Source organism: Mixta gaviniae (assembly GCF_002953195.1).
Lineage (GTDB): Bacteria > Pseudomonadota > Gammaproteobacteria > Enterobacterales > Enterobacteriaceae > Mixta > Mixta gaviniae.
The window spans coordinates 1,471,200-1,494,915 of sequence record NZ_CP026377.1 but is presented as its reverse complement, the minus strand read 5'-3'; the positions used below and the strand labels follow the sequence as shown (position 1 = coordinate 1,494,915).

General features: G+C 60.8%; 23 protein-coding genes and 1 pseudogene. 13 read left to right on the top strand and 11 right to left on the bottom strand.

The window, feature by feature from the left end:
* The first annotated feature begins 672 nt into the window (after window positions 1-672).
* A complete protein-coding gene (locus C2E15_RS06955; protein ID WP_104956720.1) occupies window positions 673-1,389 on the top strand; it encodes an ABC transporter ATP-binding protein in 717 nt (238 codons plus the stop codon).
* On the opposite strand, the gene bioD is transcribed toward C2E15_RS06955, so the two are convergent.
* Genes bioD through bioB form a run of 4 tightly spaced genes read right to left on the bottom strand, consistent with a single transcriptional unit; the run spans window position 1,382 to window position 5,013 of the window.
* A complete protein-coding gene (gene bioD, locus C2E15_RS06950) occupies window positions 1,382-2,062 on the bottom strand; it encodes a dethiobiotin synthase (protein ID WP_104956719.1) in 681 nt (226 codons plus the stop codon). The genes C2E15_RS06955 and bioD overlap by 8 nt on opposite strands.
* Complete coding sequence (gene bioC, locus C2E15_RS06945) at window positions 2,055-2,813, bottom strand: malonyl-ACP O-methyltransferase BioC (protein WP_104956718.1); 759 nt, start codon at window positions 2,811-2,813, stop codon at window positions 2,055-2,057. The genes bioD and bioC overlap by 8 nt, the downstream gene beginning before the upstream one ends.
* Window positions 2,810-3,982 carry an 8-amino-7-oxononanoate synthase gene (gene bioF, locus C2E15_RS06940; protein WP_104956717.1) on the bottom strand — a complete coding sequence of 391 codons (1,173 nt, stop codon included), beginning with the start codon at window positions 3,980-3,982 and terminating at the stop codon, window positions 2,810-2,812. Before bioF ends, bioC begins: the two co-directional genes overlap by 4 nt.
* On the bottom strand, window positions 3,982-5,013 hold the full coding sequence (gene bioB, locus C2E15_RS06935) for a biotin synthase BioB (RefSeq protein WP_104956716.1): 1,032 nt from the start codon (window positions 5,011-5,013) through the stop codon (window positions 3,982-3,984). The genes bioF and bioB overlap by 1 nt, the downstream gene beginning before the upstream one ends.
* Before the next feature lie 85 nt (window positions 5,014-5,098).
* Between bioB and bioA the strand changes: the two genes are divergently transcribed.
* From bioA to C2E15_RS06915, 4 genes are all read left to right on the top strand, one after another.
* Window positions 5,099-6,391: an adenosylmethionine--8-amino-7-oxononanoate transaminase gene (gene bioA / locus C2E15_RS06930; protein WP_104956715.1), complete on the top strand. Its 1,293-nt coding sequence runs from the start codon at window positions 5,099-5,101 to the stop codon at window positions 6,389-6,391.
* 77 nt (window positions 6,392-6,468) lie between these two features.
* The gene (locus C2E15_RS06925; protein WP_104956714.1) at window positions 6,469-7,521 is read left to right on the top strand and encodes an NADP-dependent oxidoreductase; all 1,053 of its coding nucleotides are present in this window, start codon (window positions 6,469-6,471) and stop codon (window positions 7,519-7,521) included.
* The gene (locus C2E15_RS06920; RefSeq protein WP_104956713.1) at window positions 7,521-8,201 is read left to right on the top strand and encodes a type 1 glutamine amidotransferase domain-containing protein; all 681 of its coding nucleotides are present in this window, start codon (window positions 7,521-7,523) and stop codon (window positions 8,199-8,201) included. The genes C2E15_RS06925 and C2E15_RS06920 overlap by 1 nt, the downstream gene beginning before the upstream one ends.
* A gap of 12 nt (window positions 8,202-8,213) precedes the next feature.
* The gene (locus C2E15_RS06915; protein ID WP_104956712.1) at window positions 8,214-8,690 is read left to right on the top strand and encodes a kinase inhibitor; all 477 of its coding nucleotides are present in this window, start codon (window positions 8,214-8,216) and stop codon (window positions 8,688-8,690) included.
* Window positions 8,691-8,706: 16 nt separating this feature from the next.
* Here the strand turns inward: C2E15_RS06915 and C2E15_RS06910 are convergent.
* Window positions 8,707-9,461: pseudogene (locus C2E15_RS06910) on the bottom strand (acid phosphatase).
* A 137-nt stretch (window positions 9,462-9,598) separates the two neighbouring features.
* The gene (gene pgl, locus C2E15_RS06905) at window positions 9,599-10,594 is read right to left on the bottom strand and encodes a 6-phosphogluconolactonase (RefSeq protein ID WP_104956711.1); all 996 of its coding nucleotides are present in this window, start codon (window positions 10,592-10,594) and stop codon (window positions 9,599-9,601) included.
* Window positions 10,595-10,753: 159 nt separating this feature from the next.
* Here pgl and C2E15_RS06900 point away from each other — a divergent pair, with 159 nt between their 5' ends.
* Window positions 10,754-11,572: a pyridoxal phosphatase gene (locus C2E15_RS06900; protein ID WP_104956710.1), complete on the top strand. Its 819-nt coding sequence runs from the start codon at window positions 10,754-10,756 to the stop codon at window positions 11,570-11,572.
* A gap of 159 nt (window positions 11,573-11,731) precedes the next feature.
* Here C2E15_RS06900 and modC read toward each other — a convergent pair whose 3' ends face one another.
* The 4 genes from modC to C2E15_RS06880 form a co-directional block, all read right to left on the bottom strand.
* Entirely contained in the window at window positions 11,732-12,793 is a 1,062-nt protein-coding gene (modC, locus tag C2E15_RS06895) for a molybdenum ABC transporter ATP-binding protein ModC (protein ID WP_104956709.1), read from the bottom strand.
* Complete coding sequence (gene modB, locus C2E15_RS06890) at window positions 12,793-13,482, bottom strand: molybdate ABC transporter permease subunit (protein WP_104956708.1); 690 nt, start codon at window positions 13,480-13,482, stop codon at window positions 12,793-12,795. The genes modC and modB overlap by 1 nt, the downstream gene beginning before the upstream one ends.
* Window positions 13,482-14,258 carry a molybdate ABC transporter substrate-binding protein gene (modA, locus tag C2E15_RS06885; RefSeq protein WP_104956707.1) on the bottom strand — a complete coding sequence of 259 codons (777 nt, stop codon included), beginning with the start codon at window positions 14,256-14,258 and terminating at the stop codon, window positions 13,482-13,484. Before modA ends, modB begins: the two co-directional genes overlap by 1 nt.
* Window positions 14,259-14,406: 148 nt before the next feature.
* On the bottom strand, window positions 14,407-14,562 hold the full coding sequence (locus C2E15_RS06880) for an AcrZ family multidrug efflux pump-associated protein (RefSeq protein ID WP_104956706.1): 156 nt from the start codon (window positions 14,560-14,562) through the stop codon (window positions 14,407-14,409).
* Window positions 14,563-14,735: 173 nt separating this feature from the next.
* Here C2E15_RS06880 and modE point away from each other — a divergent pair, with 173 nt between their 5' ends.
* The 6 genes from modE (at window position 14,736) to gpmA (ending at window position 21,897) form a co-directional block, all read left to right on the top strand.
* Window positions 14,736-15,518, top strand: coding sequence for a molybdenum-dependent transcriptional regulator (gene modE / locus C2E15_RS06875; protein ID WP_104956705.1), 783 nt, complete (start codon window positions 14,736-14,738; stop codon window positions 15,516-15,518).
* Window positions 15,519-15,595: 77 nt separating this feature from the next.
* The gene (gene modF / locus C2E15_RS06870) at window positions 15,596-17,065 is read left to right on the top strand and encodes a molybdate ABC transporter ATP-binding protein ModF (protein ID WP_104956704.1); all 1,470 of its coding nucleotides are present in this window, start codon (window positions 15,596-15,598) and stop codon (window positions 17,063-17,065) included.
* Window positions 17,066-17,775: 710 nt separating this feature from the next.
* Complete coding sequence (galT, locus tag C2E15_RS06865) at window positions 17,776-18,828, top strand: galactose-1-phosphate uridylyltransferase (RefSeq protein WP_104956703.1); 1,053 nt, start codon at window positions 17,776-17,778, stop codon at window positions 18,826-18,828.
* Complete coding sequence (gene galK / locus C2E15_RS06860; RefSeq protein ID WP_104956702.1) at window positions 18,825-19,973, top strand: galactokinase; 1,149 nt, start codon at window positions 18,825-18,827, stop codon at window positions 19,971-19,973. The genes galT and galK overlap by 4 nt, the downstream gene beginning before the upstream one ends.
* A complete protein-coding gene (gene galM, locus C2E15_RS06855) occupies window positions 19,967-20,998 on the top strand; it encodes a galactose-1-epimerase (protein WP_104956701.1) in 1,032 nt (343 codons plus the stop codon). Before galK ends, galM begins: the two co-directional genes overlap by 7 nt.
* Window positions 20,999-21,144: 146 nt before the next feature.
* Window positions 21,145-21,897 carry a 2,3-diphosphoglycerate-dependent phosphoglycerate mutase gene (gene gpmA, locus C2E15_RS06850; RefSeq protein ID WP_104956700.1) on the top strand — a complete coding sequence of 251 codons (753 nt, stop codon included), beginning with the start codon at window positions 21,145-21,147 and terminating at the stop codon, window positions 21,895-21,897.
* A gap of 74 nt (window positions 21,898-21,971) precedes the next feature.
* Here the strand turns inward: gpmA and aroG are convergent, their stop codons facing one another.
* Window positions 21,972-23,024 carry a 3-deoxy-7-phosphoheptulonate synthase AroG gene (gene aroG / locus C2E15_RS06845; protein ID WP_104956699.1) on the bottom strand — a complete coding sequence of 351 codons (1,053 nt, stop codon included), beginning with the start codon at window positions 23,022-23,024 and terminating at the stop codon, window positions 21,972-21,974.
* Between the two features lie 293 nt (window positions 23,025-23,317).
* Here aroG and C2E15_RS06840 point away from each other — a divergent pair, with 293 nt between their 5' ends.
* Complete coding sequence (locus C2E15_RS06840; protein ID WP_104956698.1) at window positions 23,318-23,680, top strand: YbgS-like family protein; 363 nt, start codon at window positions 23,318-23,320, stop codon at window positions 23,678-23,680.
* Window positions 23,681-23,716: the final 36 nt, after the last annotated feature.

Genomic DNA, 23,716 nt, shown 5'->3' with positions numbered 1-23,716 from the left:
CGACCATGGAAAAAAGCGCGCGCAGCGGCAGGCTTGATTTTAATTAACTTGCTGAAAATAAAGTGAATATAAATAAAGTCCAGTTTACCGCCAGTTCAGGAAAAAGCCGCGCCCGCTCTGGTCTGCACGTTGTTTTCACTCGGTAATGCACATGGTTATCCACAGGAATGGTGGATAACTGTTTACAGGCCCCGCAACATCGGGGATGGATAAAATTCCTCCCGGCAGCGTAACAGGAATGAAATATTTTTTTTTCGCCTTTTTGCAGCCTGACCGCTTCTGATTTGCAGCCATTTCCCCATGCGCTCCGGCGATGTCGAAACTTTTTCCTCGCCCGCGTCAATCCGTTATTAATAAATTTTCCTGCCTTATGCTGGCCCCTCTGCACCATAAGCGCCGCCTGAGCGGCACCACAAAAGTGCAGCGGATCTGTTCCCGGCGTAAATTGTTAAGCAACGCTGACCAATTTTTCCGCCCCTGCGCTATCCGCCATGCGCTTTTTTATTTTGCCGCTGGCTGTTGGCCTGCGGATTGCAAGAAAGGCAGGTCCTTCTGTGAATGCGCCGATCGCGGAAAGGAACGGTGATATGACTCGCCGACGCCTGTGGCCGACCCGCTAAAAAGCGGGCCGCCCGACAGAATGATGTGACAAGTACGGAAGGAGAGTATCAGATGCTGAGTTTACGTTCGGTTAATCAGTTCTACGGTAAAAACCATATCCTGTGGGATGTCGATCTCGATCTGCCGCCCGGCACCTGCACCGGCATTATCGGCCAGCCGGGGATGGGGAAAACCACGCTGGTGAACTGCATTATGGGGCGTCTGCCGATCAACAGCGGCAGCATGATGTGGCAGCAGGATGGTTCGCCGCCGGAGGATTTGCTGGCGCAGCCGGCGGACAAACGCGCGCGGCTGGGCATCGGCTATGTGCCGCAGGGAAGACAGATCTTCTCCCAGCTCAGCGTGGAAGAGAATTTACTTATCGCGCTGCTGGCCGGTCAGGACGATCGTCACTGCACCCTGCCGCCGCTGGTGAGCGACCTGTTTCCGACGCTGTGGCGGCGGCGTCATCAACGCAGCGGCGAACTGCCGCCGGAGCTGCAGCAGCAGCTGGCGCTGGCCAGAGCCCTGACGCTGCAGCCGCGCCTGCTGATCCTGGATGAGCCGACGGAAGGGATGTCGCCGTGGCTGGAGGAGGAGACCGGCAATCTGCTGCACCGCCTGAACCACGAGTTTGGCCTGACCATCCTGCTGCTGGAGCAGCGCGTTTCGTTTATTCGCCGCGTGGCGGACTACTTTTTGCTGCTGCATCATGGACGCAACGTGGCGCAGGGCCACGTTGCGGAGCTGGATGAGTCGGTGCTGGATAAATGGCTGGCGGTCAGCTAGTGCCTTCCGGCAGACGCAGATAGTCGCCCAGCCTGTCGCTTTCGACATCCTCCAGAAAAGGGATTTCGCCGAGAAACGGCGCGGGCAGGCGCTGACGCAGCGTCGCCAGATAGGCCTGATGCCGTTTGCCCGGCGGCTGGATATCGTTCGCGATCCAACCCGCCAGCGGCAGCCCGGCATTCAGCACCGCCTCCGCCGTCAGCAACGCGTGGTTGATGCAGCCCAGCTTAATGCCCACGACCAGAATCACCGGCAGCCGCTCCTGCTTCACCCAGTCGGCGAAGGTCTGCTGCTCTGAGAGCGGCGTATACCAGCCGCCCGCCCCTTCCACCAGCACCCATTCCGCTTTTGCCCGTAGCGCATCCAGCCCGGCGGAGAGACGCGAAAAGGCGATCGGCTGACCGGTGTCGGCGCTGACGATGTGCGGCGAGGTGGGTTCAAGGAACACCAGCGGATTCACCTCTTCATAGCGCAGCGGCAGGCTGCTGTTGCGCTGCAGCGCCAGCGCGTCGCCGTTGCGGATGCCGTCCGGCGTCATCTCGCTGCCCGAGGCTACCGGCTTATAGCCTGCGGTGGTAAAGCCTGCGCGCGCCGCCGCCTGCAGCAGCGCGCTGCTGACTACGGTTTTTCCCACTTCAGTATCGGTTCCGGTCAGAAACCAGCAGTTACTCACAATCAATCACTCCGGTAATCAGTTGGTAAGAGAGGCGATAGCCCTGCGCATCCTGCGGCCAGCGCTGCTGCAGCTGCAGCAGCCGCTGACGGGTCAACAGGCCGCTGGCGCGCCCCTGATGAATATGGGTGGCGCCGATGCCTTTCAGCGATTGCAGCGCGCTCAGCACATCGGGAAAGTGCTGCGTCACCGTTTCGCTTTCCAGCCGCAGCGCCAGCTTGCCGCACGCCTGGCGGATCGCCGCCTCGGATAAAAAGGTGTTTACGTGCTGGTAGTTATCCAGCGCCTGCCAGGCGCTGCGCATCTCATGCAGCGAAGCGTCCGCCAGGGTGGAAAACAGCACCCGGCCGCCGGGACGCGTCACCCGGTGCAGTTCGCGGATCCCCTGCGCCAGGCTGTCACACCATTGCACCGCAAGGTTGCTCCAGCTGATATCGACGCTGTGCCGCCGCAGCGGCAGCGCCTCAATGTCGCCCAGCAGATAGTGTTGCGCCGAAGCGTCACGGCGCGCCTGCGCCAGCATGCCCGACGAGAGATCGAGCGCAATCACCCGATGCCCCTGCTGCTGCCAGCGCCGACTGAACCAGCCGGTGCCGCAGCCTGCATCCAGCACTGTGCCGGCGGCGGACGGCGGCAGCAACGCCATCAACCGTTCGCCGCTGTAGCGCTGGAAATCGGCGTAGCGTTCATAGCCGTCCGCCGCCCGGCCAAACGCCTGGGCGACCGCCTGCTTATTCACCCTCTGCGTCATGCTACGCCTCCGACAACCTGCCCCAGGGCTTCATGCAGCGCCTCCAGCAGCCGGTCGATATCCTCCGCCGTATGGCGCGCCGTGAGGGTGATGCGCAGCCGTGCCGTGCCGGGCGGCACCGTCGGCGGCCGGATCGCCGTCACCCAACAGCCACGCTGGCGCAGCGCGCTGGCGAGGGCGAGCGCCTGCGCGTCGTCACCGACGATCAGCGGCTGGATGGCGGTGGTCGATGGCGTCAACGCCAGGCCCAGCTGCTGCGCGCCGTGGCGGAAACGGGCAATATTTTCCACCAGCCGGGCGCGCAGATCGTCGCCCTGCCGCACCGCCTCAAGGGCCGCGCGCAGCGCTTCCGCCTGCGCGGGCGGCATCGCAGTGCTGTAAATCAGATGACGGGCGAACTGCAGCAGATAGTCGGCGGTGGACCGATCGCACAGCAGCGCCGCGCCGCTGACGCCGAACGCCTTACCGAAAGTGACGATCAGCAATTCCGGCCTGATGCCCTGCTGCCAGCAGCTGCCGCGCCCCTGTTCGCCCTGTACGCCGATGCCGTGCGCGTCATCCACCAGCAGCCAGCCGCCCGCCTGCTGCGTCAGCTGATGCAGCGCGCTCAGCGGCGCGCTGTCGCCATCCATGCTGAATACCCCTTCGGTTACCACCAGCGTGTCGCCCCCGGCAGGCGAAGCGAGCAGTCGATGCAGGCTTTCCGGCTGGTTATGGGCGAAGCGCCGCAGGGTGGCCGGGCTGAGGCTGGCGGCCTCCAGCAGCGAAGCGTGCGACAGCTTATCCGCCAGAATACGATCGCCCTGCGCCGCCAGCGCGCCGATCACCGCCTGGTTGGCGGCGTAGCCGGCGTTAAACAACAGCGCGCAGGGATAGCCGAGCCACTCCGCCAGCGCCCTCTCCAGCGCCGCATGGGGCTGCAGATAGCCGGTCACATGCCCGGAAGCGCCGGCGCCGACGCCGTAGCGTGCCGCCCCCTGCTGCCAGGCATGAACAATGCGCGCATCATCGCTCAGCCCGAGATAGTCGTTGCCGGCAAAGTTGCGGTAGCGCTCTCCTTCATGCCGCACCCAGCCCGCGCCGTCGGGCAGTAGCAGGCTGCGCTGGCGCAGACGCTGCTGCTGCTGACGCGCCTGCAGCGCCTCAGCGATGCGATGTTGCCAGCTCATTACGGCGCCGCGTTGTAATAGTGCGCGGTATCGGCGTTAACCAGCTGCTGCGCCAGCGCCTGCTGCTGTTCGTTGTCGCCCGCGCGGGTGTGGGTGTGTTCCGGGTTGAGGCCCAGCTTACGGAACAGCAGCAGATCTTTGTCCTCTTCCGGGTTCGGCGTGGTCAGCAGTTTGCAGCCGTAGAAAATGGAGTTGGCGCCGGCCATAAAGCACATCGCCTGGGTCTGCTCGCTCATCTGTTCGCGCCCGGCGGAGAGGCGCACATGGGAGGTGGGCATCATAATGCGCGCCACCGCGATGGTGCGGATAAAATCGAATGGGTCGACATCTTCATTTTCTGCCAGCGGCGTGCCTTTGACCTTCACCAGCATATTAATCGGCACGCTTTCCGGCGGCGTCGGCAGGTTCGCCAGCTGCACCAGCAGCGCCGCACGATCTTTCACCTCTTCGCCAAGACCGACGATGCCGCCGGAGCAGACTTTAATCCCCGCTCCGCGCACCTTATCCAACGTGTCGAGACGCTCCTGATAGGTGCGGGTGGTGATGATATTGCCGTAAAACTCCGGCGAGGTATCAAGGTTGTGGTTGTAAAAATCGAGGCCAGCTTCGCCCAGCCGCTGCGCCTGCGCGTCGCTCAGGGTGCCCAGCGTCATACAGGTTTCCATCCCCATCTCTTTCACGCCCTGCACCATTTTCTCAAGGTACGGCATATCGCGGTCATTGGGGTTTTTCCACGCCGCGCCCATGCAGAAACGCGATGAACCCGCCGCCTTCGCTTTACGCGCCGAGGCCAGCACCTCTTCCACCTCCATCAGGCGCTCCGACTCCAGACCGGTTTTGTAACGGGCGCTCTGCGGGCAATATTTGCAGTCTTCCGGGCAGGCGCCAGTCTTGATCGACAGCAGCGTGCTGACCTGCACCTGCCGCGGATCGAAGTGCTGTCGGTGTACCTGCTGCGCTTCAAACATCAGTTCGAGAAAAGGTTTATTGAACAGGGCCTGAGCCTCTGCCAGCGTCCAGCGCATCGCCATTGCTTACTCCAAAAAGTGTCGTTTTTATTGTGGAACCCGATTATGCTTGTAAACTAAATCTTTTCTTTTTGGTTTACAAGTGATCATGACTTCCGACGATCTCGCCTTTGACCGCGACCATATCTGGCACCCCTACACCTCCATGAGCGAACCCCTTCCCTGTTATCCGGTGGTCGGCGCGCAGGGCGTTCACCTGCAGCTGGCCGACGGCCGCCAGCTGGTGGACGGCATGTCTTCCTGGTGGGCGGCGATCCACGGCTATAACCACCCGCGCCTTAATCAGGCGCTGCAAACGCAGATGGCGCAGATGTCGCACGTGATGTTCGGCGGCATTACCCACCCTGCCGCCGTGGCGCTCTGTCGCCGTCTGGTGGCGATGACGGCCGCGCCGCTGGAGTGCGTTTTCCTCGCGGATTCCGGCTCGGTGGCGGTGGAAGTGGCGATGAAGATGGCGCTGCAATACTGGCAGGCGCGCGGCGAGCGGCGGCAGCGCTTTTTGACACTGCGGCGCGGCTATCATGGCGATACCTTTTCCGCCATGTCGGTCTGCGATCCTGATAACTCCATGCACAGCCTGTGGCAGGGCTATTTGCCGAATCACCTGTTTGCGCCGGCGCCGCAGCGCCGTTTCGATGACAGCTGGGATGAGGCGGATATCGCCGCGTTCGCCGCGCTGATAGAAGCGCACGCGGGCGGCATCGCCGCAGTGATCCTGGAGCCTGTGGTACAGGGGGCGGGCGGAATGCGCTTTTATCATCCACGCTATCTGCAGCGGGTGCGCGAGTTATGCGACCGTCATCAGGTTCTGCTGATCGCGGATGAGATCGCGACAGGCTTCGGCCGCACCGGCCAGCTGTTCGCCTGCGACCATGCCGGTATCGCGCCCGATATCCTCTGCCTGGGGAAAGCGCTGACCGGCGGCACCATGACCCTCTCCGCTACCCTCACCACGCGCGAAGTGGCCAATACCATCAGCAACGGCGCGGCGGGCTGCTTTATGCACGGCCCTACCTTTATGGGCAACCCGCTCGCCTGCGCGGTGGCGGACGCCAGCCTGGCGATCTTGCAGGAAGGCGGCTGGCAGACGCAGGTGGCGGCAATTGAACAGCAGCTGCGCACGGCACTGCTGCCGCTGGCCTCCCATCCGCAGGTGGCGGATGCGCGCGTACTGGGCGCCATCGGCGTTATTGAGAGCCGGCAGCCGGTCAATATGGCTGCCATTCAGCGCTTTTTCGTCGATCAGGGCGTCTGGATCCGCCCCTTCGGCCGACTGATCTACCTGATGCCGCCCTATGTGATCGATGCCGCGCAGCTGGCGCGGCTGACCCACGCCATTCAGGCGGCGCTGGATCGCCCCGAACTCTTTTTGCCGGCATAAGCGTCGGGAGCCTCTGAGCGCGCCGCGGTGTGATGCACTACGCTTTTAACATCCCCCCGTTAGCAAAGGAGAAAGTTATGCCACAGCAAAAAGAGCGCAACCGCCGCGTGATCCTGGCCTCGCGCCCGCACGGCGCGCCGACCGAAGCGAACTTCCGCATCGATACGCAGCCGGTGCCGACGCCCGGCGAAGGCCAGCTGCTGCTGCGCACGGTCTATTTATCGCTCGACCCCTATATGCGCGGCCGCATGAGCGACGCGCCCTCTTATGTCGAACCTTTCGCCGTCGACGATGTGCTGGGCGGCGGCACGGTGGCGATTGTCGAACAGTCGCAGCATGCCGACTATCAACCGGGCGACTGGGTCGTCAGTCAGAGCGGCTGGCAGGATTACGCTCTGTCGGACGGCAAGGGCCTGGTCAAACTGCAAGGCCCGGTGCTGGACCATCCCTCCTGGGGGCTGAGCCTGCTGGGCATGACCGGCTTTACCGCCTATATGGGACTGCTGGATATCGGCAATCCGCAGCCGGGCGAAACCGTGGTGGTGGCTGCCGCAACCGGCGCCGTCGGCTCGGTGGTCGGACAGATTGCGAAGCTGAAGGGCTGTAAGGTCGTCGGCATCGCCGGCGGTGCAGAAAAGTGCCGCTACGCCACCGAGACCCTCGGTTTCGACCATTGCGTCGACCATCGGCAGGCGGATCTGGCGGATCAGCTGAAACAGCGCTGCCCTGACGGCATCGATGTCTATTTCGAAAATGTCGGCGGCAACGTGTTTAACGCAGTGCTGCCGCTGATGAACACCAAAGGGCGCATCCCGGTCTGCGGCCTGATCGCCGACTATAACAGCACCGACCTGCCGGAAGGACGCGATCATCTGCCGCTGTTGCAGAGCGCCATTCTGCGTAAGCGGCTGCGGGTGCAGGGCTTTATCATCAATCAGGATTACGGCGATCGTTTTGACGAATTTTTCCGTCAGATGAGCCAGTGGGTCGCGGAAGATCGTCTGGTATTCCGTGAACATATCGTTGACGACCTGGAGAACGCGCCGGAAGCCTTTACCGGCATGCTGGAAGGGAAAAACTTCGGCAAGCTGGTGGTTCGGGTCGCCGCAGATCAACCGGGAGAGCAGTAATGAAAATTTTGATGGTGTTAACCTCCCACGACAAACTGGGTGAAACCGGCAAGAAAACCGGCTTCTGGCTGGAAGAGTTTGTCGCGCCCTATTACATCTTTAAAGATGCCGGTATCAGCGTGGTGCTGGCGTCGCCGCAGGGCGGCCAGCCGCCGCTCGATCCGAAAAGTGACGAGCCGGACGCCCAGACGCACGATACTGCGCGCTTTCGTCAGGATGTCGCCGCGCAGCAGGCGCTGGCCAATACGCAACGTCTTGAAACCATTGATGGCAGCAAGTTCGACGCGGTATTTTATCCGGGCGGTCACGGCCCGCTGTGGGATCTGGCCGAGGATAAGCACAGCATCGCGCTGATCGAGAATCTGTTTGCCAACGGCAAGCCGGTGGCAGCGGTTTGCCATGCTCCCGGCGTGCTGCGCCATGTGAAAAAGCCGGACGGCACGCCGCTGGTGGCGGGCAAACGGGTGACTGGCTTCACCAACAGCGAGGAGCAGGCCGTCGGGTTGACCGACGTAGTGCCTTTCCTGGTAGAGGATGAGCTGAAAAAACAGGGCGGACAGTTTGAGCGTACTGCGGACTGGGGCGCTTTTGCCGTTACCGACGGGCATCTGATCACCGGCCAGAACCCCACCTCATCAGCCGTTACCGCAGAAGAGCTGTTGAAGTTTTTACATCAATAACATGGAGATGCGATGAGGATTTACAGTCACAATTTCAACGACGGAGAGACGATGCCGGAGCGCCATGTGTTTAACGGCATGGGCTACCAGGGCGATAATATTTCGCCGCACCTCGCCTGGGATGAGGTGCCGGAAGGCACGAAAAGCTTCGTCGTCACCTGCTACGATCCCGACGCGCCAACCGGCTCCGGCTGGTGGCACTGGGTGGTGGCGAATATCCCCGCCGCGGTAACGGTGCTGCCGCAGGGTGCCGGCTCCGGCCAGGCGGCGCTGCCGGAAGAGGCGATTCAGACGCGTACCGATTTCGGCAAGGCGGGCTACGGCGGCGCGGCGCCGCCGCAGGGCGAAAGCCACCGCTATATTTTTACCGTTCACGCGCTGGACGTGGACAAAATCGCGGTGGACGAAAACGCCAGCGGCGCAATGGTGGGCTTTAACGTCCATTTCCATCGTCTCGCCAGCGCCTCGATTACCGTGATGTACAGCTAACGCTGCCTGCGGGGCGCTACTGCGCCCCGCCCGGCGAGCTGCGCCCCGCGCTCAGGCGTTCAAACTCCGCCTTCGCTTTCTCCATCTGCTGAGTAAACGCCGTGTTGGCGTGCAGCCTTGCCACTACTGCGGCGGCCATGATGCGCGCGGCGTCGATATCACTCTGCCAGTGGTAGCCGCAGATCACCCGGCTTTCACCGATTTCCAGTCCGCGCTGCAGGATCGCCTGCTGACGCGCCGGATTAATCTCCGCCAGCACTAATGCCAGCGCCCAGCCGATAGTGGTGTGGCCAGAAGGATAAGAGCCCTCGCCCGCCAGCGTTTTTTCATCGTCCTGACGGCAGGTGGCTACGCCATAGAAGGAGAATGGCCGAATGCGCTGATAATGCTTTTTCGCGCTGGCGGTGGCGTAAGTGCCCGCATCCTCTTTCATGGTGATCATCAGCCGAAGAATGTCAGGCGCGTGCTGCTCATCCAGCGGATAGCCAAAGGCCTGGCTGAACAGCAGCGGAATATTCTCCGCCTTGACGTTGGCATCTTCCCAGGCGAGCTTGCCGCGCGGCGTTTTGCGCTGCGCCACCCCCAGTCGTACATGGCCTTATCGCGCAGAAAATCAACGCTGTTAAAGGCGGGCGGCGGCGGCAGAATCGCCAGGCTGTCCGGTGCCTCTGCGGCGGTCAAAAAGTGCGGAACGGTCTGCGCCTGCGCGGCGGCGGCGATAAACAGGCTGCTGATAAACAGCGGCAAGCAGGTTTTACGTAAGAGAGTCATGGTGGCTTCCTTGTGGATAGAGTCCCGCCGTTAAAACAACACAGAGCGGCAGGAAAAAAAACGTGGAAGCGCAGGAGTTTGATCCGGTCGAGATTAAAACGCCGCCGTGCAGACAAAACTGCGAGGCGGCTCAAGCTTTACAGTGCGTGGATCACCACCCACATCGGGCCCTGGCCAACCGCATAGCGCGCCAGCGGCGTCAGCAGCCCCTGCCCTTCGCCAATGCGATAGACTTCGATATGGTGTGATTTCTGCCCGGCGGCGACCAGATAGCGGCCGCTGTTATCAATATTGAAGCCGCGCGGCTGCGTTTCGGTCGGCTGATGGCCTTCCAGCGTCAGCAGACCGCCATCTTCGCTGACGCTGAAAATGGTCAGGGTACTGGAGGTGCGATCGCAGGCGTAAAGATGGCGGCCATCCGGCGTCAGATGAATATCGGCGGCCCAGCGCGTGCCGGTGAAATCGGCCGGCTGCATATCCAGGCTCTGCACGCGCTCCACCTGGCCGTTGGCGTTACTCAGTTGCCAGACGTCGACGCTGCTGTTGAGTTCATTGACGCAGTAGGCGTACTGGCGGTTGGGATGGAATACCATATGGCGCGGACCGGCGCCCTCAACGGTGGTGACCTGCGGCTGGGCGTGCGGCGTCAGTTTGCCGGCGGCGTTCACGTCGAACAGGCAGATGCGATCCTGCTTTAGCGCAGGGACAAACAGCGTCTGGTTGTCGCTGCCGATGTTCGCCGAGTGGCATCCCTCCAGGCCCTCGACCACCTGGGCTGGCGCCAGCGGCACGCCGTCGGCGCCGATGGGGCTGATACTGACGCAGGCGTCGTTATAGGAGCCGCAAAACAGGAAGTTGCCGTGACGATCGGTCGAGATATGGGTCGGGCTGCCCGGCAGCGGCGCCTGGCCCGCTTCGCTCAGGGTGCCGTCATCGGCGATGCGGTAGGCGATCACGCGGAACTGCGGCCGCACGCCGACATACAGAAACGGCTGAGTCGGATTCACCACCATCGGCTGCACCTGCCCCGCCACATCCACGACCTGCAACAGCGTCAGCGCGCCTTCTTCATTCATCTGCCAGACGTGGATCTGCTGGCTTTCCGGGCTGGCGGTATAAACAACTTGCTTCATGAATTCTCCTTATCTCATTACCTGTAATGGGTGGCCTGTGGCAAAGGGTAGCGCGTTTTGCCGCAGCCCGTCGGATTGTTTCTGCCGCAGCGATTTGGTGGCGAGGCGCCGCTGGGTGTAACATCGCTGCTTTGCGAATAATGACTGGCGGAATTAATTATGAGCTATCGCGTGATTGCCCTCGACCTGGACGGTACGCTGCTGACGCCGCGTAAAACCCTTCTTCCCGAATCCCTGGCGGCGCTGGCCGAAGCCAAACGGGCCGGGGTTCATATCCTTATCGTCACCGGACGCCACCACTGCGCTATTCACCCTTTTTATCAGGCGCTGGCGCTCGATACACCTGCAATCTGCTGTAACGGCACCTATTTGTATGATTATCAGGCGAAAAAAGTACTGTCCGCCGATCCGCTGGATAAATCGCAGGCGTTGAAGGTTATTGAGATGCTCGACCAGCAGGCGATCCATGGCCTGCTCTATGTCGACGATGCGATGCTCTACCAAACGCCGACCGGCCACGTTGAGCGCACCCTGCAGTGGGCGCAATCGCTGCCGGCACACCAGCGCCCGCTGTTTCTGCAGGTGCCGAACCTTGCCGACGCCGCGCGCGAAGCGCAGGCGATCTGGAAGTTCGCTCTCTCCCATCCCGATACCCGCGCGCTGCAGCAGTTCGCCGATCAGGTTGAGCAGACGCTGGGGCTGGCCTGCGAATGGTCATGGCACGATCAGGTGGATATCGCGCAGGCAGGCAACAGCAAAGGTAAACGACTGGCAGAGTGGGTTGAATCGCAGGGCTTGTCGATGAAGGATGTGCTGGCATTCGGCGATAATTACAACGATCTCAGCATGCTGGAGAATGTCGGCCTGGGCGTGGCGATGGGCAACGCCGATGAGGCGATCAAAGCGCGTGCCGCGCGCGTCATCGGCACTAACCTGGAGCCGGGCATCGCGGAGACGATTCGTCGCGAAGTGCTGTAGCGGCGGGACAGAGGGGCCGCATCGCCGGCGGCGGTTATCTGGCGCGGCCGGGCCGCCCCGTTAACGCCTTAACCCGCCACGAAACAGGGAACAGGGAACAGGGAACAGGGAACAGGGAACAGGGAACAGGGAACAGGGAGAGCATGCCTCCCGCCCCCTTTATGCGGTAATGGAAACGCTCTTGATCTGGGCGAACAGCCACATACCGGGCTTAATCGCCAACTCGTCGCGCGCCCAGGGCGTAATGCGCGCCCACAGCTCGCTGGCGCCGATACGCAGTTTGACCTCGACCTGCTGATTATCCACTTCGACCAGCTCGCTGACCTGCGCCGGCAGCACATTGCGGATGGTGCTGTTAAGCGGCGGCTGCAGCGATAGCGACACATCCGACGACTGAATGCGAATGCGCAGCGCCGTCTTCTGCGGCGCCTCAACGCGGCTGACCCAGATATGCTGATCGCCCAGCGACAGTGCGGTCATCGCGTAGTCGGGATGCTGCTCCAGCACCTGAACGCGCAGTACGGTGCTTTGCTCGCTGCGCGGCAGCCAGGGACGCAGCGCGCTGCTGCTCCAGACCTGCTCCAGCGTCCCTGTCGCCTTCACTTCGCCCTTATCCAGCAGCAGCACCCGATCGGCCAGCTGTAGGATCTCATCCAGGCTGTGCGAGACGTAAAGCAGCGGGATATCGACCTGCTTCGCCAGCTTCTGCAGCCAGGGCAACAGCTCACGCTTGCGCGGGATATCGAGCGAGGCCAGCGGCTCATCCATCAGCAGAATGTCGGGCGCCGTTAGCAGCGCGCGTCCGATCGCCACCCGCTGCTTTTCGCCGCCGGAGAGCGACCAGGGAAACCGATCCAGTAAATCGTTCAGCCCCAGCAGCGTCACCAGTGCATCAAACTGCCCCTGGCGGCTTTTCGCCATGCCGTAGCGCAGGTTGCCGCGCACGCGATAGTGCGGGAAAAGGCGCGCCTCCTGAAACACATAGCCGACGCCGCGCTTTTCCGGCGGCAGCCAGATATTCTCTTCCGCATGGCTCAGGGTGCGGCCATTCAGGCGAATATAGCCCTGCTGCGGCTGTGCCAGCCCGGCAATGGCATTGATTAACGAGGTTTTGCCGGCGCCGGAAACGCCGAAAATCGCGGTGATGCCTTTGGTCGGCAACTGCGTATCCATCTGTAGCAGGCTATCGCCCTGCTGCAGGGTAAAATTAAGCTCCAGCATCAGCCCCCCAGACGCTTACGGCCCCAGCGGGCCAGCCATTCCGATAGCAGCAACGACACCAGTGCCAGCGCGATGGCGATCAAACAGAGCCTGGCGGCGTTGTTTTCAGCGCCCGGCGTCTCCAGCAGGGTAAACATCGCCAGCGGGATGGTGCGGGTTTCGCCCGGAATATTAGAGACAAAGGTAATGGTGGCGCCGAACTCGCCCAGCGAACGGGCGAAGGCCAGCACGGTGCCGGCGATCAGGCCCGGCAGCGTCAGGGGCAGCGTAATAGTAAAAAAGACGCGCCAGCGGCCAGCGCCGAGCGTGCGGGCCGCCTGCTCCAGTTTCGGATCGACCGCCTCCAGCGCAAGACGAATGGCGCGCACCATTAAAGGCAGCGCCACCACCGCGGCGGCAAGCGCCGCGCCGCGCCAGCTAAAGGCGAAGCTGATGCCGAACCAGTCATAGAGCCAGCTGCCGATCCAGCCGCGCCGTCCCAGCGTCAGCAGCAGCAGATAGCCCACCACCACCGGCGGCAGGACCAGCGGCAGGTGGATCAGGCTATCCAGCAGCGCCTTGCCGCGAAATTCGCAGCGCGCCAGCAGCCAGGCGAGAAAAATGCCGAAAGGCAGGCTGGCGACCACAGCCACTGCCGACACTTTCAGGCTGAGTTCCACAGCCTGCCATTCAACATCACTCAATATCATTAGCGTGGGGTGAATCCATATTTTTTGAATATTGCCGCCGCCTCCGGCCCTTTCAGGTAGTCATAAAATGCGCTGACCGCAGGCTGATGATGATCGTTGACGATAGCCATCGGGTATTCCACCGGTTTATGGCTGTTTTCCGGGAAGTGCCCGACTACCGTCACGTTATGGCTGGCGACGGCATCGGAGCCGTAGACGATGCCGTAAGGCGTTTCGTTGCGCTCCACCAGCGCCAGCGCGGCGCGGACATTATTGGCGCGCGCCATAACCGGCGACAGCGTATCCCAGGCGCCAAGATTTTGTAAGGCCTCTTTCGCATAAATTCCTGCCGGAACGTGGTCCGGATCGCCGGTCGCGATGCGCTGGCCTTTCAGCAGGCTTTTCCAGTCGGTATTTTTATCGATACGCACCGGCTGCGCCTTTTCGCTGGCCGGGGCGATCAGCACCAGATCGTTGCCCAGTAGCGTATAGCGCGAACCGGCCTCAATGCTGTTTTTGCTGGCGGCGTAGTCCATCCACTGCTGATCGGCGGAGATAAACAGATCCGCCGGCGCGCCCTGCTCTATCTGCCGCGCCAGAGTAGAAGAAGAGGCGTAGGAGGTGACGATTTTAATCTCATGCTTGCCCTTTTCATACTGCCCGACAATATCCTGCAGCGCGTTGGTCAGCGAGGCGGCAGCGAAGACAGTCACTTTATCAGCGGCGACGGCGTGCCCTGACAGGCTGAGGGCGATAGCCGCAGCGCCTAACCAGTGATCCCATTTAATAGCAGACATACTTTTTCTCCAGGTAACGTTATGTAAGGAATACTATAACGAGACGGCGAGCGCTGTCATACGTTTGATCAAAGGAAATCAGCCGGGGAAAAGCAACAGGGCCGACCTGAGGCCGACCCTGTTGAACAGAAAGCAGAATGGGGCGCGCTTACTGACGCGGCTTCGCCGTGCGCTCGTTGCGATGACCGAATTTTGAGATCACGTTGAACACTTCACCCAGACCGTAAATCAGGCCAAGGATAATGGCCATGACGATCGGCACCATGATCACGGCGACAGCAAGGCTTTTTAATAGCTCCAGCATAATAGTTGCCTCGTTTATTGCGGTAAAAAGATCATTTTAACCAGCATGATAAAAAACGCACTGTCCTTTTGTGCGCTTTACTTTTCCTGAAGCGCCGCTGACGCCGGCTTAACGCCGTGACACCCCTCGCCGCCTCTTTTACAATAAAATCAAACCACTTTATGAGGCTTAGCATGCAGGCTGACATCTCCCTTATTATTCGACTCCAGCAGAAACTGTTTGCCGATCCGCGCCGCATCGCCTTGCTGCAGCAGGTTAAACAGACCGGTTCCATCAGCCAGGGGGCCAGGCTGGCGGGCATTAGCTACAAAAGCGCATGGGATGCCATTAACGAGATGAACCAGCTGGCGGAGCGCACGCTGGTGGAGCGCGCCACCGGCGGCAAAGGCGGCGGTGGCGCGCAACTGACGCGCTACGGCGAACGGCTGATCGCGCTGTTTCGCCTGCTGGAGCAGATCCAGCAAAAGGCGTTTGACGTGCTGCAGGACGATCAGCTGCCGCTCGACAGCCTGCTGGCCGCCATCGCGCGCTTCTCGCTGCAGACCAGCGCGCGCAACCAGCTGTTTGGCACCCTTCTGCACCGGGACGCGGAGCGGGTGCAGCAGCATGTCGAGGTCCTGCTGGCCGACGGCGAGACGCGCCTGAAGGCGGCGCTGACGCGCCAGAGCGCCGACCGGCTGCAGCTGAGCGCCGGCAAAGAGGTGCTGCTGTTGATTAAAGCACCGTGGGTGGCAGTCAGCCGCGAAGCGTCAGAGGCCGATAACCAGCTGCGCTGCGTTATCAGCGCCATCGAGCGCGGCGAGCAGCAGAGCGAGGTGTTGATGACGCTTGGCAGCGGCGAGACGCTCTGCGCCACGCTGGGCAATCTGCAGGTTGAACAGCAAAATCTACAGCCAGGCGCGGCGGTAATAGCACATTTTAACGCCGATCAGGTGATTATCGCGACGCTGCTCTGAATCCGCTCCGGCCGTTTGACTTGCCCGCCGCCAGCCGCTAAAAACAGAAGCTTACGCTGCAAAAAACGGAATGTAAAATGGCTACGTTGCAAATTTCGCAAGGCACGTTTCGTCTTAGCGATACCCGGATACTGACCCTGAACGATTTAACGCTGCGCGGCGGCGAAAGCTGGGCCTTCGTTGGCGCCAACGGCAGCGGTAAGTCGTCGCTGGCGAAGGCGCTGACCGGTGAGCTACCGCCGCTGCAGGGCGCCTTTCACAGCGATTTCACACGCCCGATGCTGCTGTCGCTGGAGAAGCTGCAAAAGCTGGTGGAGGAGGAGTGGCAGCGTAACAACACCGATCTGCTGAGCGAAGGCGAGGATGACACCGGCCGCACCGCGGCAGAGATGATTCAGGATGCGGTGAAAGATGCCGCCCGCTGTCGCGAGCTGGCGCGGCTGTTCGGCATCGAATACCTGCTTGAGCGCCGTTTTAAGTATCTCTCCACCGGCGAAACGCGTAAAACGCTGCTCTGTCAGGCGCTGATGGCGCAGCCCGATCTGCTGGTGCTGGACGAGCCTTTCGACGGGCTGGATGTCGATTCACGCGCCAGCCTGGCGGCGCTGCTGGCGCGGCTGCATCAGCAGGGCTATACGCTGGTGCTGGTACTGAACCGCTTTGATGATATTCCGCCGTTTGTCGAGCGCGTCGGCGTGCTGGCGGAGTGCCATCTGACCCATATCGGCGATCGCGAAACGGTGCTGGCGGAAGCGCTGGTCGCCCAGCTGGCGCACAGCGAGCGTCTGCAGGGCATGGCGCTGCCGGAGGCGGATAACCCCGCGCAGCAGCCGCAGCTGGCGCCCGACGCGGCGCGCATCGCGTTGAAAAACGGCGTGGTCAGCTACAACGATAAACCGGTGCTGCACGGCCTGAACTGGGAGGTGCGGCCGGGGCAGCACTGGCAGATTATCGGGCCGAACGGCGCCGGTAAATCGACCCTGCTGAGCCTGGTCACCGGCGATCATCCGCAGGGATACAGCAATGACCTGACGCTGTTTGGACGGCGACGCGGCAGCGGCGAGACCATCTGGGAGATAAAGCAGCATATCGGCTACGTCAGCAGCAGCCTGCATCTCGACTATCGCGTAGCGATCAGCGTGCGCAACGTGATCCTTTCCGGCTATTTTGACTCTATCGGGCTTTATCAGGCGGTGTCCGACCGTCAGCGTACGCTGGCGAACGGCTGGCTGGCGCTGCTGGGCATGCAGGCGCAGGCTGATGCGCCGTTTCACAGCCTCTCCTGGGGGCAGCAGCGGCTGGTGCTGATCGCGCGCGCGCTGGTCAAACACCCCACGTTGCTGATCCTGGATGAGCCGCTGCAGGGGCTTGACCCGATCAACCGTCAGCTGGTGCGCCGCTTTGTGGACGTGCTGATCGCGGAAGGACAAACGCAGCTGCTGTTTGTTTCCCATCATGCAGAAGATGCGCCGCAGTGTATTACCCATCGCCTGAGCTTTGTGCCGCAGAAGGATATCTACGCCTATCGGACGGAAGCGCTGGGCTGATCTGCGCCCGGTAGCCCTTTCGCGCCGCTTATTCACTGGCGGCGCAGGCGAATTGACGCCCTGCTGACGGACTGGCGGCGCAGGTGAAGTGGCGCCCTGCTCACCTGACTGACGACGCAGGTAGAGTGGCGCCCTGCTCGCCTGGCTGACGGCGCAGATGAAGTGGTGGCCTGCTCACCTGACTGACGACGCAGGTAGAGTGGCGCCGCCTTTATGGCTGCTTCTTTGTCCGCTTTATCGGAAAACCTCTTTCCTGGTCCGTGCCACTCTTTACCCTGTTCTCCGCTTTTGTCCAGTTTTCCGCCTTTGTCCTGTTCTCCGCTTCTGCCCTGTTCTCCGCTTCTGCCCTGTTCTTCTGCTCCCCTTTTTCCGCTTCTGCCTTGTTCTTCTGCTCCCCTTTCTCCGTTTCTGCCCTCTCTTCCCTCGCTTTTGCTTTGGCGGCGCGACGATGCTGCTTCCGCCGCCTGTTCTCTGCGTTCTGCTTTAAGGCCGCCGCATGGCTGCGTGCGTCAACCTCTGTGTAAGCGCTACCATTAATTGTGCGATCTTTTGTCTTTCCTTACTTACAACCCGCTACTATTACTGATAACTCAGAATTTTCAGCTTGTGTAAACGATTCCATTTATCCAGACTGGATCACGCTTTCGTTTTTTACACTGTGCTATTTTTTACTCTGCGATTACCGCTTAAGTCAGCTATCAGGACAGAACATGGAAAAATTCAATCCGGTCGATCACCCGCATCGCCGTTACAACCCGCTGGCCGACCAGTGGGTACTGGTTTCTCCGCACCGCGCCAAGCGTCCCTGGCAGGGCGCGCAGGAGTCGCCCGCCGTGCAGCAGCTTCCCAAACACGATCCGGACTGCTTCCTCTGCCCGGGCAACACGCGCGTGACGGGTGATAAAAACCCTGACTATACCGGCACCTACGTGTTTACCAATGACTTCGCCGCGCTGATGAGCGATACGCCGGAAGCGCCGCAGAGCGAAGATATGCTGATGCGCTGTGAAAGCGCGCGCGGCACCAGCCGGGTGATCTGCTTTTCGCCGGATCACAGCAAAACCCTGCCGGAGCTGAGCGTCGCGGCGCTGGAAGAGGTGGTCACCACCTGGCAGCAGCAGACCGCGGATTTAGGCCAGCACTATCCCTGGGTGCAGGTGTTTGAAAACAAGGGCGCCGCGATGGGCTGCTCGAACCCGCATCCGCACGGCCAGGTCTGGGCCAACAGCTTTTTACCGAATGAAGTGCAGCGCGAAGATCTGCATCAACGTGACTATTTCGCGCGCCAGGGTTCGCCGATGCTGGTCGATTACGTCGCGCGCGAGCTGAAAGATGGCAGCCGCACCGTGGTTGAAACTGAACACTGGCTGGCGGTAGTGCCCTGGTGGGCGGCCTGGCCGTTTGAAACCTTGCTGCTGCCGAAAACGCATATTAAACGCCTGGTAGATCTGAGCGCGGCCCAGCGCAGCGATCTGGCGCTGGCGCTGAAAAAGCTGACCAGCCGCTACGATAACCTGTTCCAGTGTTCCTTCCCCTACTCCATGGGCTGGCACGGCGCGCCGTTCAACGGCGAAGCGAACGACCACTGGCAGCTGCATGCTCACTTTTATCCGCCGCTGCTGCGCTCGGCCACGGTGCGCAAATTTATGGTGGGTTACGAAATGCTGGCGGAAACCCAGCGCGATTTAACCGCAGAACAGGCGGCGGAGCGACTGCGTTCCGTCAGCGATATTCATTTCCGCCAGACGGGAGATGCAGAATGAGCTTAAAAGAGACCAGCCAACAGATTTTCCAGCAGCAGTTCGGCTATCAGCCGACCCATACCATTCAGGCGCCGGGCCGCGTCAACCTGATCGGCGAACACACCGATTATAACGACGGCTTTGTGCTGCCCTGCGCTATCGATTACCAGACAGTGATCAGCTGCGCGAAGCGCGACGATCGCCAGGTGCGCGTCATCGCCGCCGACTACGACAGCGAGCAGGACAGCTTTTCGCTGGATGCGCCGATTATGCGCGTCGAGGCGCCAATGTGGGCCAACTACGTGCGCGGCGTGGTGAAACATCTGCAACAGCGCAGCAGCGACTTCAACGGCGTAGATATGGTGATCAGCGGTAATGTGCCGCAGGGTGCCGGCCTTAGCTCCTCCGCCTCGCTGGAAGTGGCGGTCGGCACCGTTTTCCAGCAGCTTTATCATCTGTCGCTGGATGGCGCGGAAATCGCCGTTAACGGCCAGGAAGCGGAAAACCAGTTCGTCGGCTGCAACTGCGGCATTATGGATCAGCTGATCTCCGCGCTGGGCAAGAAAGATCACGCCATGCTGCTCGACTGCCGCACGCTGGGCACGCGCGCGGTGCCGATGCCGAAAGAGGTGGCGGTAGTGATCATCAACACCAACTTCCGCCGCAGCCTGGTGGGCAGCGAATATAACACCCGCCGCGAGCAGTGCGAGACCGGGGCGCGCTTCTTTAGCCAGCCGGCGCTGCGCGATGTTGATATCGAACAGTTCCGTGCGGTCGAGCATGAGCTGGATCCGCAGGTGGCCAAACGCGTGCGCCACGTGCTGACGGAGAACGCGCGCACGCTGGAGGCGGCTGAGGCACTGAGCAAAGGCGATCTGAAACGCATGGGCGAACTGATGGCGGAATCGCACGCTTCAATGCGCGACGATTTTGAAATCACCGTGCCGCCGGTCGATAAGCTGGTGGAGATCGTTAAGGCGACCATCGGCGATAAAGGCGGCGTGCGTATGACCGGCGGCGGCTTCGGCGGCTGTGTGGTGGCGCTGATGCCGTTTGATCTGGTGGAGCCGGTGAAAGCGGCAGTCGCCAGCCAGTATGAGGCCGCGACCGGCATCAAAGAGACCTTCTACGTCTGCACCGCATCGGAAGGAGCGGGACAATGCTAAATCAGGCTACCTCGCTGGCGCCGGACGGCCAGCCGTGGCGCATCACCGTGCTGCGCAACCAGCGCGGCATGGTCGCCACCTTTATGGACTGGGGCGCCACCTGGCTGTCGGCGCGCGTGCCGATGAAAGATGGCTCGGTGCGCGAAGCGCTGCTGGGCTGCGCTACGCCGGCGGACTATCTCACCCAAACCGCCTATCTGGGCGCCACCGTAGGGCGCTACGCTAACCGTATCGCCAACGCGCGGCTGAACGCGGCCAATATCACGCTGACGGCAAACCAGGGCGCGCATCAGCTGCATGGCGGGCCGGAAGGGTTCGACCGTCGCCGCTGGCAGATTGTCAGCCAGAGCGACAACAGCGTGCTGTATCGCATCGACTCGCCGGATGGCGATCAGGGCTATCCGGGCAATCTGATCGCACAGGTGGAATATCGTCTCGATGAGGATAACTGTCTGTCGATTAACTGGGAGGCGCAGGTTGATCGCCCCTGCCCGGTTAACCTGACCAACCACGCTTATTTCAATCTCGACGCGCATCACGGCGACGCGCGCCAGCATCAGCTGCAGCTTAACGCCGATCGCTATCTGCCGGTCGACAGTGAAGGCATTCCGCGTGCGTCGCTGCAGGCGGTCGACGACAGCGGCTTCGATTTTCGCGCCGCGAAAAGCATCAGCCGCGACTTTTTGCAGGACGAAGATCAACGTCTGGTGCAGGGCTACGACCACGCCTTCCTGCTGAACGCGCGCGACGCGCAGCAGCCCGCCGCTCAGCTCTGGTCTTCCGACAGCAAGCTGAAGCTAACGGTGCATACCACCGCGCCGGCGCTGCAGTTTTACAGCGGCAATTACCTGGCGGGCACCCCCGCGCGCGATCAGGGCAGCTATACTGCTTTTCAGGGCATCGCGCTGGAAAGCGAGTTTCTGCCGGACTCGCCGAACCATCCCGAATGGCCTCAGCCCAGCTGTTGGTTACAACCCGGTGAAACGTATCACAGCGTTACCCGCTATACGTTAACGGCGGAATAACATCAGGCTGAAAAACGCGCACCGCGTCGGTTCAGCACTTACGCGGTGTCAAGAATTCCGCTATGGTAGGGCACTATCAATTGCCGAGCCGCGCGCGACGGCAATATAATGCTTTCATTATCATACGAGCGTAAAGGAGTTAAGCTATGGCTGTAACTAAGCTGGTTCTGGTGCGCCACGGCGAAAGCCAGTGGAACAACGAAAACCGCTTTACCGGATGGTACGATGTTGATCTGTCCGAGAAGGGCCGCGGAGAAGCGAAAGCAGCAGGTCAGCTGCTGAAAAAAGAGGGTTTCACCTTCGATTTCGCTTACACCTCCGTGCTGAAGCGCGCGATCCACACCCTGTGGAACATTCTCGATGAGCTGGATCAGGCCTGGCTGCCGGTAGAAAAATCCTGGCGTCTGAACGAGCGTCACTACGGTGCGCTGCAGGGTCTGAACAAAGCGGAAACCGCTGAGAAGTATGGCGACGATCAGGTTAAACAGTGGCGTCGCGGCTTTGCCGTAACCCCGCCGGAGCTGGACCGCAGCGACGAGCGCTTCCCGGGCCACGACCCGCGCTATGCGAAACTGACCGCCGAGCAGCTGCCGACCACCGAAAGCCTGGCGCTGACCATCGAGCGCGTCATTCCTTACTGGAATGAAACCATTCTGCCGCGCCTGAAAAGCGGCGAGAAAGTGATCATCGCCGCGCACGGCAACTCCCTGCGCGCGCTGGTGAAATACCTGGACGACATGAGCGAAGAAGAGATCCTTGAACTGAACATCCCGACCGGCGTACCGCTGGTGTATGAGTTCGATGAAAACTTTAAGCCGATCAAACACTACTACCTGGGCGACGCTGACGAAATCGCAGCGAAAGCCGCAGCGGTAGCGAACCAGGGCAAAGCGAAGTAATTCGTTCTGCATAAAAAACCCGCCGACCGGCGGGTTTTTTTTCGCGCCATTGAGCGCTACGACAGAAAGCTGAATCAGCCCCGACGCGTTTTTACCGCGGCGGCCAGCTGATGCAATACCTTTTCCGTATCTTCCCAGCCGATGCAGGCGTCAGTGACGCTTTTGCCGTAGACCAGCGGCTCGCCGCTCTCCAGGCTCTGATTGCCCTCCACCAGGTGGCTTTCAATCATCACGCCCATAATGCCCTTTTCACCGCCGCGAATCTGCTGTGCGACGTCGTCAGCCACCACTCGCTGACGCTGAAATTGCTTACTGCTGTTGGCGTGGCTGAAATCGATCATCACCTGTGGCGGCAGGCCCGCCTTCTCCAGACCGGCTTTTACCGCGCTGACATGTTCGGCGCTGTAGTTCGGCTCTTTGCCGCCGCGCAGGATGATATGGCAGTCGCCGTTGCCGCTGGTTTCGACAATCGCGGAGTGGCCATATTTGGTAACGGAGAGGAAGCAGTGCGGCGAACCGGCGGCGTTGATGGCGTCAATCGCCACCTTAATCGTACCGTCGGTGCCGTTTTTAAACCCGACCGGGCAGGAAAGCCCCGAGGCCAGTTCACGATGCACCTGCGACTCCGTGGTCCGCGCGCCGATAGCCCCCCAGCTCATCAGGTCAGCCACATACTGCGGCGTGATCATATCGAGGAATTCGCCCGCCGCAGGCAAACCGGTATCGTTGATCTCCAACAGCAGCTTACGGGCGATGCGCAGGCCGTCATTGATCTGGAAGCTGCCGTCCATCTGCGGATCGTTAATCAGCCCTTTCCAGCCGACGGTAGTGCGCGGCTTCTCAAAATAGACGCGCATAACGATTTCCAGCTCGCCGCTCAGCGTCTGGCGCAGCTGCAGCAGGCGCGCCGCATACTCTTTCGCCGCATCGACATCATGGATTGAGCAGGGGCCGATGATCACCAGCAGGCGGTCATCTTCGTTTTTCAGAATTTTGTGGATCGCCTGACGCGAAGCAGCAACGGTAGCGGCGGCTTTTTCCGTCGCCGGAAATTTTTCCAGCAGCGCAACCGGCGGTAAAAGTTCTTTTATCTCTTTGATTCTTAAATCATCATTCTGGTAATTCATAAGCTATCCATTTAATATTTTTTTCCGGGCGCAGCGGGCACCACCTGACCAATTTATCCCTTCAATACCGCGCTGTAAATCGACTTTCCGTCGATGCGGCGGCCGGGCGATTTGCGTTTCTTTGGTTCCTTACTACACTTTTAATCGTTAGTTCTTGAAAATTTCTTATTTACATCACAAGTTTTCGTCAGAAGTTGTCCCGACGAGATATTATCTCGCCCCGATAAAAAGACAGCTTCGAAAGTTCTATTGGGTTTCGGCAGCAGCTATCAATAATTAACGGGAGCATAATTATGAATAAGTTTGCAATTGCAGTCCTGACAGCAGCAATGACACTGGGCAGCGGCGCGGCGCTGGCGGCACCGGGCAACAACGGCACGGCTAACCAGGCAGCGGACGCGGGCGCAGTAGCGCCGGGCGCAAAAGAGAACCTGCCGCCGAATAATGTCGATAATAACCAGATTAATACCGGCAGCAGTAATACCGCACCGGGCGCCAGCAGCTCGCCGACCGCCGGCAGCAATGGCATGAGCGCTGATGAAATGGATAAAAACGCGCAGTGTAAAGATGGCAAATGCCCCAACGTGAATGAAAAAGTGCAGACTCAGCAGGGCGGCGGTGATGTCGATCGTAAAACCGACGGCACGACGCAATAATCGCCTGTGCTAAAACAGAATTGAAGAAAATAAAGG

Bases quoted from the DNA above. Each gene is read 5' to 3' on its own strand.
- C2E15_RS06955 (WP_104956720.1), top strand. From the start codon at position 673: ATGCTGAGTTTACGTTCGGTTAATCAGTTCTACGGTAAAAACCATATC.
- bioC (WP_104956718.1), bottom strand. From the start codon at position 2,813: ATGACGCAGAGGGTGAATAAGCAGGCGGTCGCCCAGGCGTTTGGCCGG.
- bioF (WP_104956717.1), bottom strand. From the start codon at position 3,982: ATGAGCTGGCAACATCGCATCGCTGAGGCGCTGCAGGCGCGTCAGCAG.
- bioB (WP_104956716.1), bottom strand. From the start codon at position 5,013: ATGGCGATGCGCTGGACGCTGGCAGAGGCTCAGGCCCTGTTCAATAAA.
- bioA (WP_104956715.1), top strand. From the start codon at position 5,099: ATGACTTCCGACGATCTCGCCTTTGACCGCGACCATATCTGGCACCCC.
- C2E15_RS06925 (WP_104956714.1), top strand. From the start codon at position 6,469: ATGCCACAGCAAAAAGAGCGCAACCGCCGCGTGATCCTGGCCTCGCGC.
- C2E15_RS06920 (WP_104956713.1), top strand. From the start codon at position 7,521: ATGAAAATTTTGATGGTGTTAACCTCCCACGACAAACTGGGTGAAACC.
- C2E15_RS06915 (WP_104956712.1), top strand. From the start codon at position 8,214: ATGAGGATTTACAGTCACAATTTCAACGACGGAGAGACGATGCCGGAG.
- pgl (WP_104956711.1), bottom strand. From the start codon at position 10,594: ATGAAGCAAGTTGTTTATACCGCCAGCCCGGAAAGCCAGCAGATCCAC.
- C2E15_RS06900 (WP_104956710.1), top strand. From the start codon at position 10,754: ATGAGCTATCGCGTGATTGCCCTCGACCTGGACGGTACGCTGCTGACG.
- modC (WP_104956709.1), bottom strand. From the start codon at position 12,793: ATGCTGGAGCTTAATTTTACCCTGCAGCAGGGCGATAGCCTGCTACAG.
- modB (WP_104956708.1), bottom strand. From the start codon at position 13,482: ATGATATTGAGTGATGTTGAATGGCAGGCTGTGGAACTCAGCCTGAAA.
- modA (WP_104956707.1), bottom strand. From the start codon at position 14,258: ATGTCTGCTATTAAATGGGATCACTGGTTAGGCGCTGCGGCTATCGCC.
- C2E15_RS06880 (WP_104956706.1), bottom strand. From the start codon at position 14,562: ATGCTGGAGCTATTAAAAAGCCTTGCTGTCGCCGTGATCATGGTGCCG.
- modE (WP_104956705.1), top strand. From the start codon at position 14,736: ATGCAGGCTGACATCTCCCTTATTATTCGACTCCAGCAGAAACTGTTT.
- modF (WP_104956704.1), top strand. From the start codon at position 15,596: ATGGCTACGTTGCAAATTTCGCAAGGCACGTTTCGTCTTAGCGATACC.
- galT (WP_104956703.1), top strand. From the start codon at position 17,776: ATGGAAAAATTCAATCCGGTCGATCACCCGCATCGCCGTTACAACCCG.
- galK (WP_104956702.1), top strand. From the start codon at position 18,825: ATGAGCTTAAAAGAGACCAGCCAACAGATTTTCCAGCAGCAGTTCGGC.
- galM (WP_104956701.1), top strand. From the start codon at position 19,967: ATGCTAAATCAGGCTACCTCGCTGGCGCCGGACGGCCAGCCGTGGCGC.
- gpmA (WP_104956700.1), top strand. From the start codon at position 21,145: ATGGCTGTAACTAAGCTGGTTCTGGTGCGCCACGGCGAAAGCCAGTGG.
- aroG (WP_104956699.1), bottom strand. From the start codon at position 23,024: ATGAATTACCAGAATGATGATTTAAGAATCAAAGAGATAAAAGAACTT.
- C2E15_RS06840 (WP_104956698.1), top strand. From the start codon at position 23,318: ATGAATAAGTTTGCAATTGCAGTCCTGACAGCAGCAATGACACTGGGC.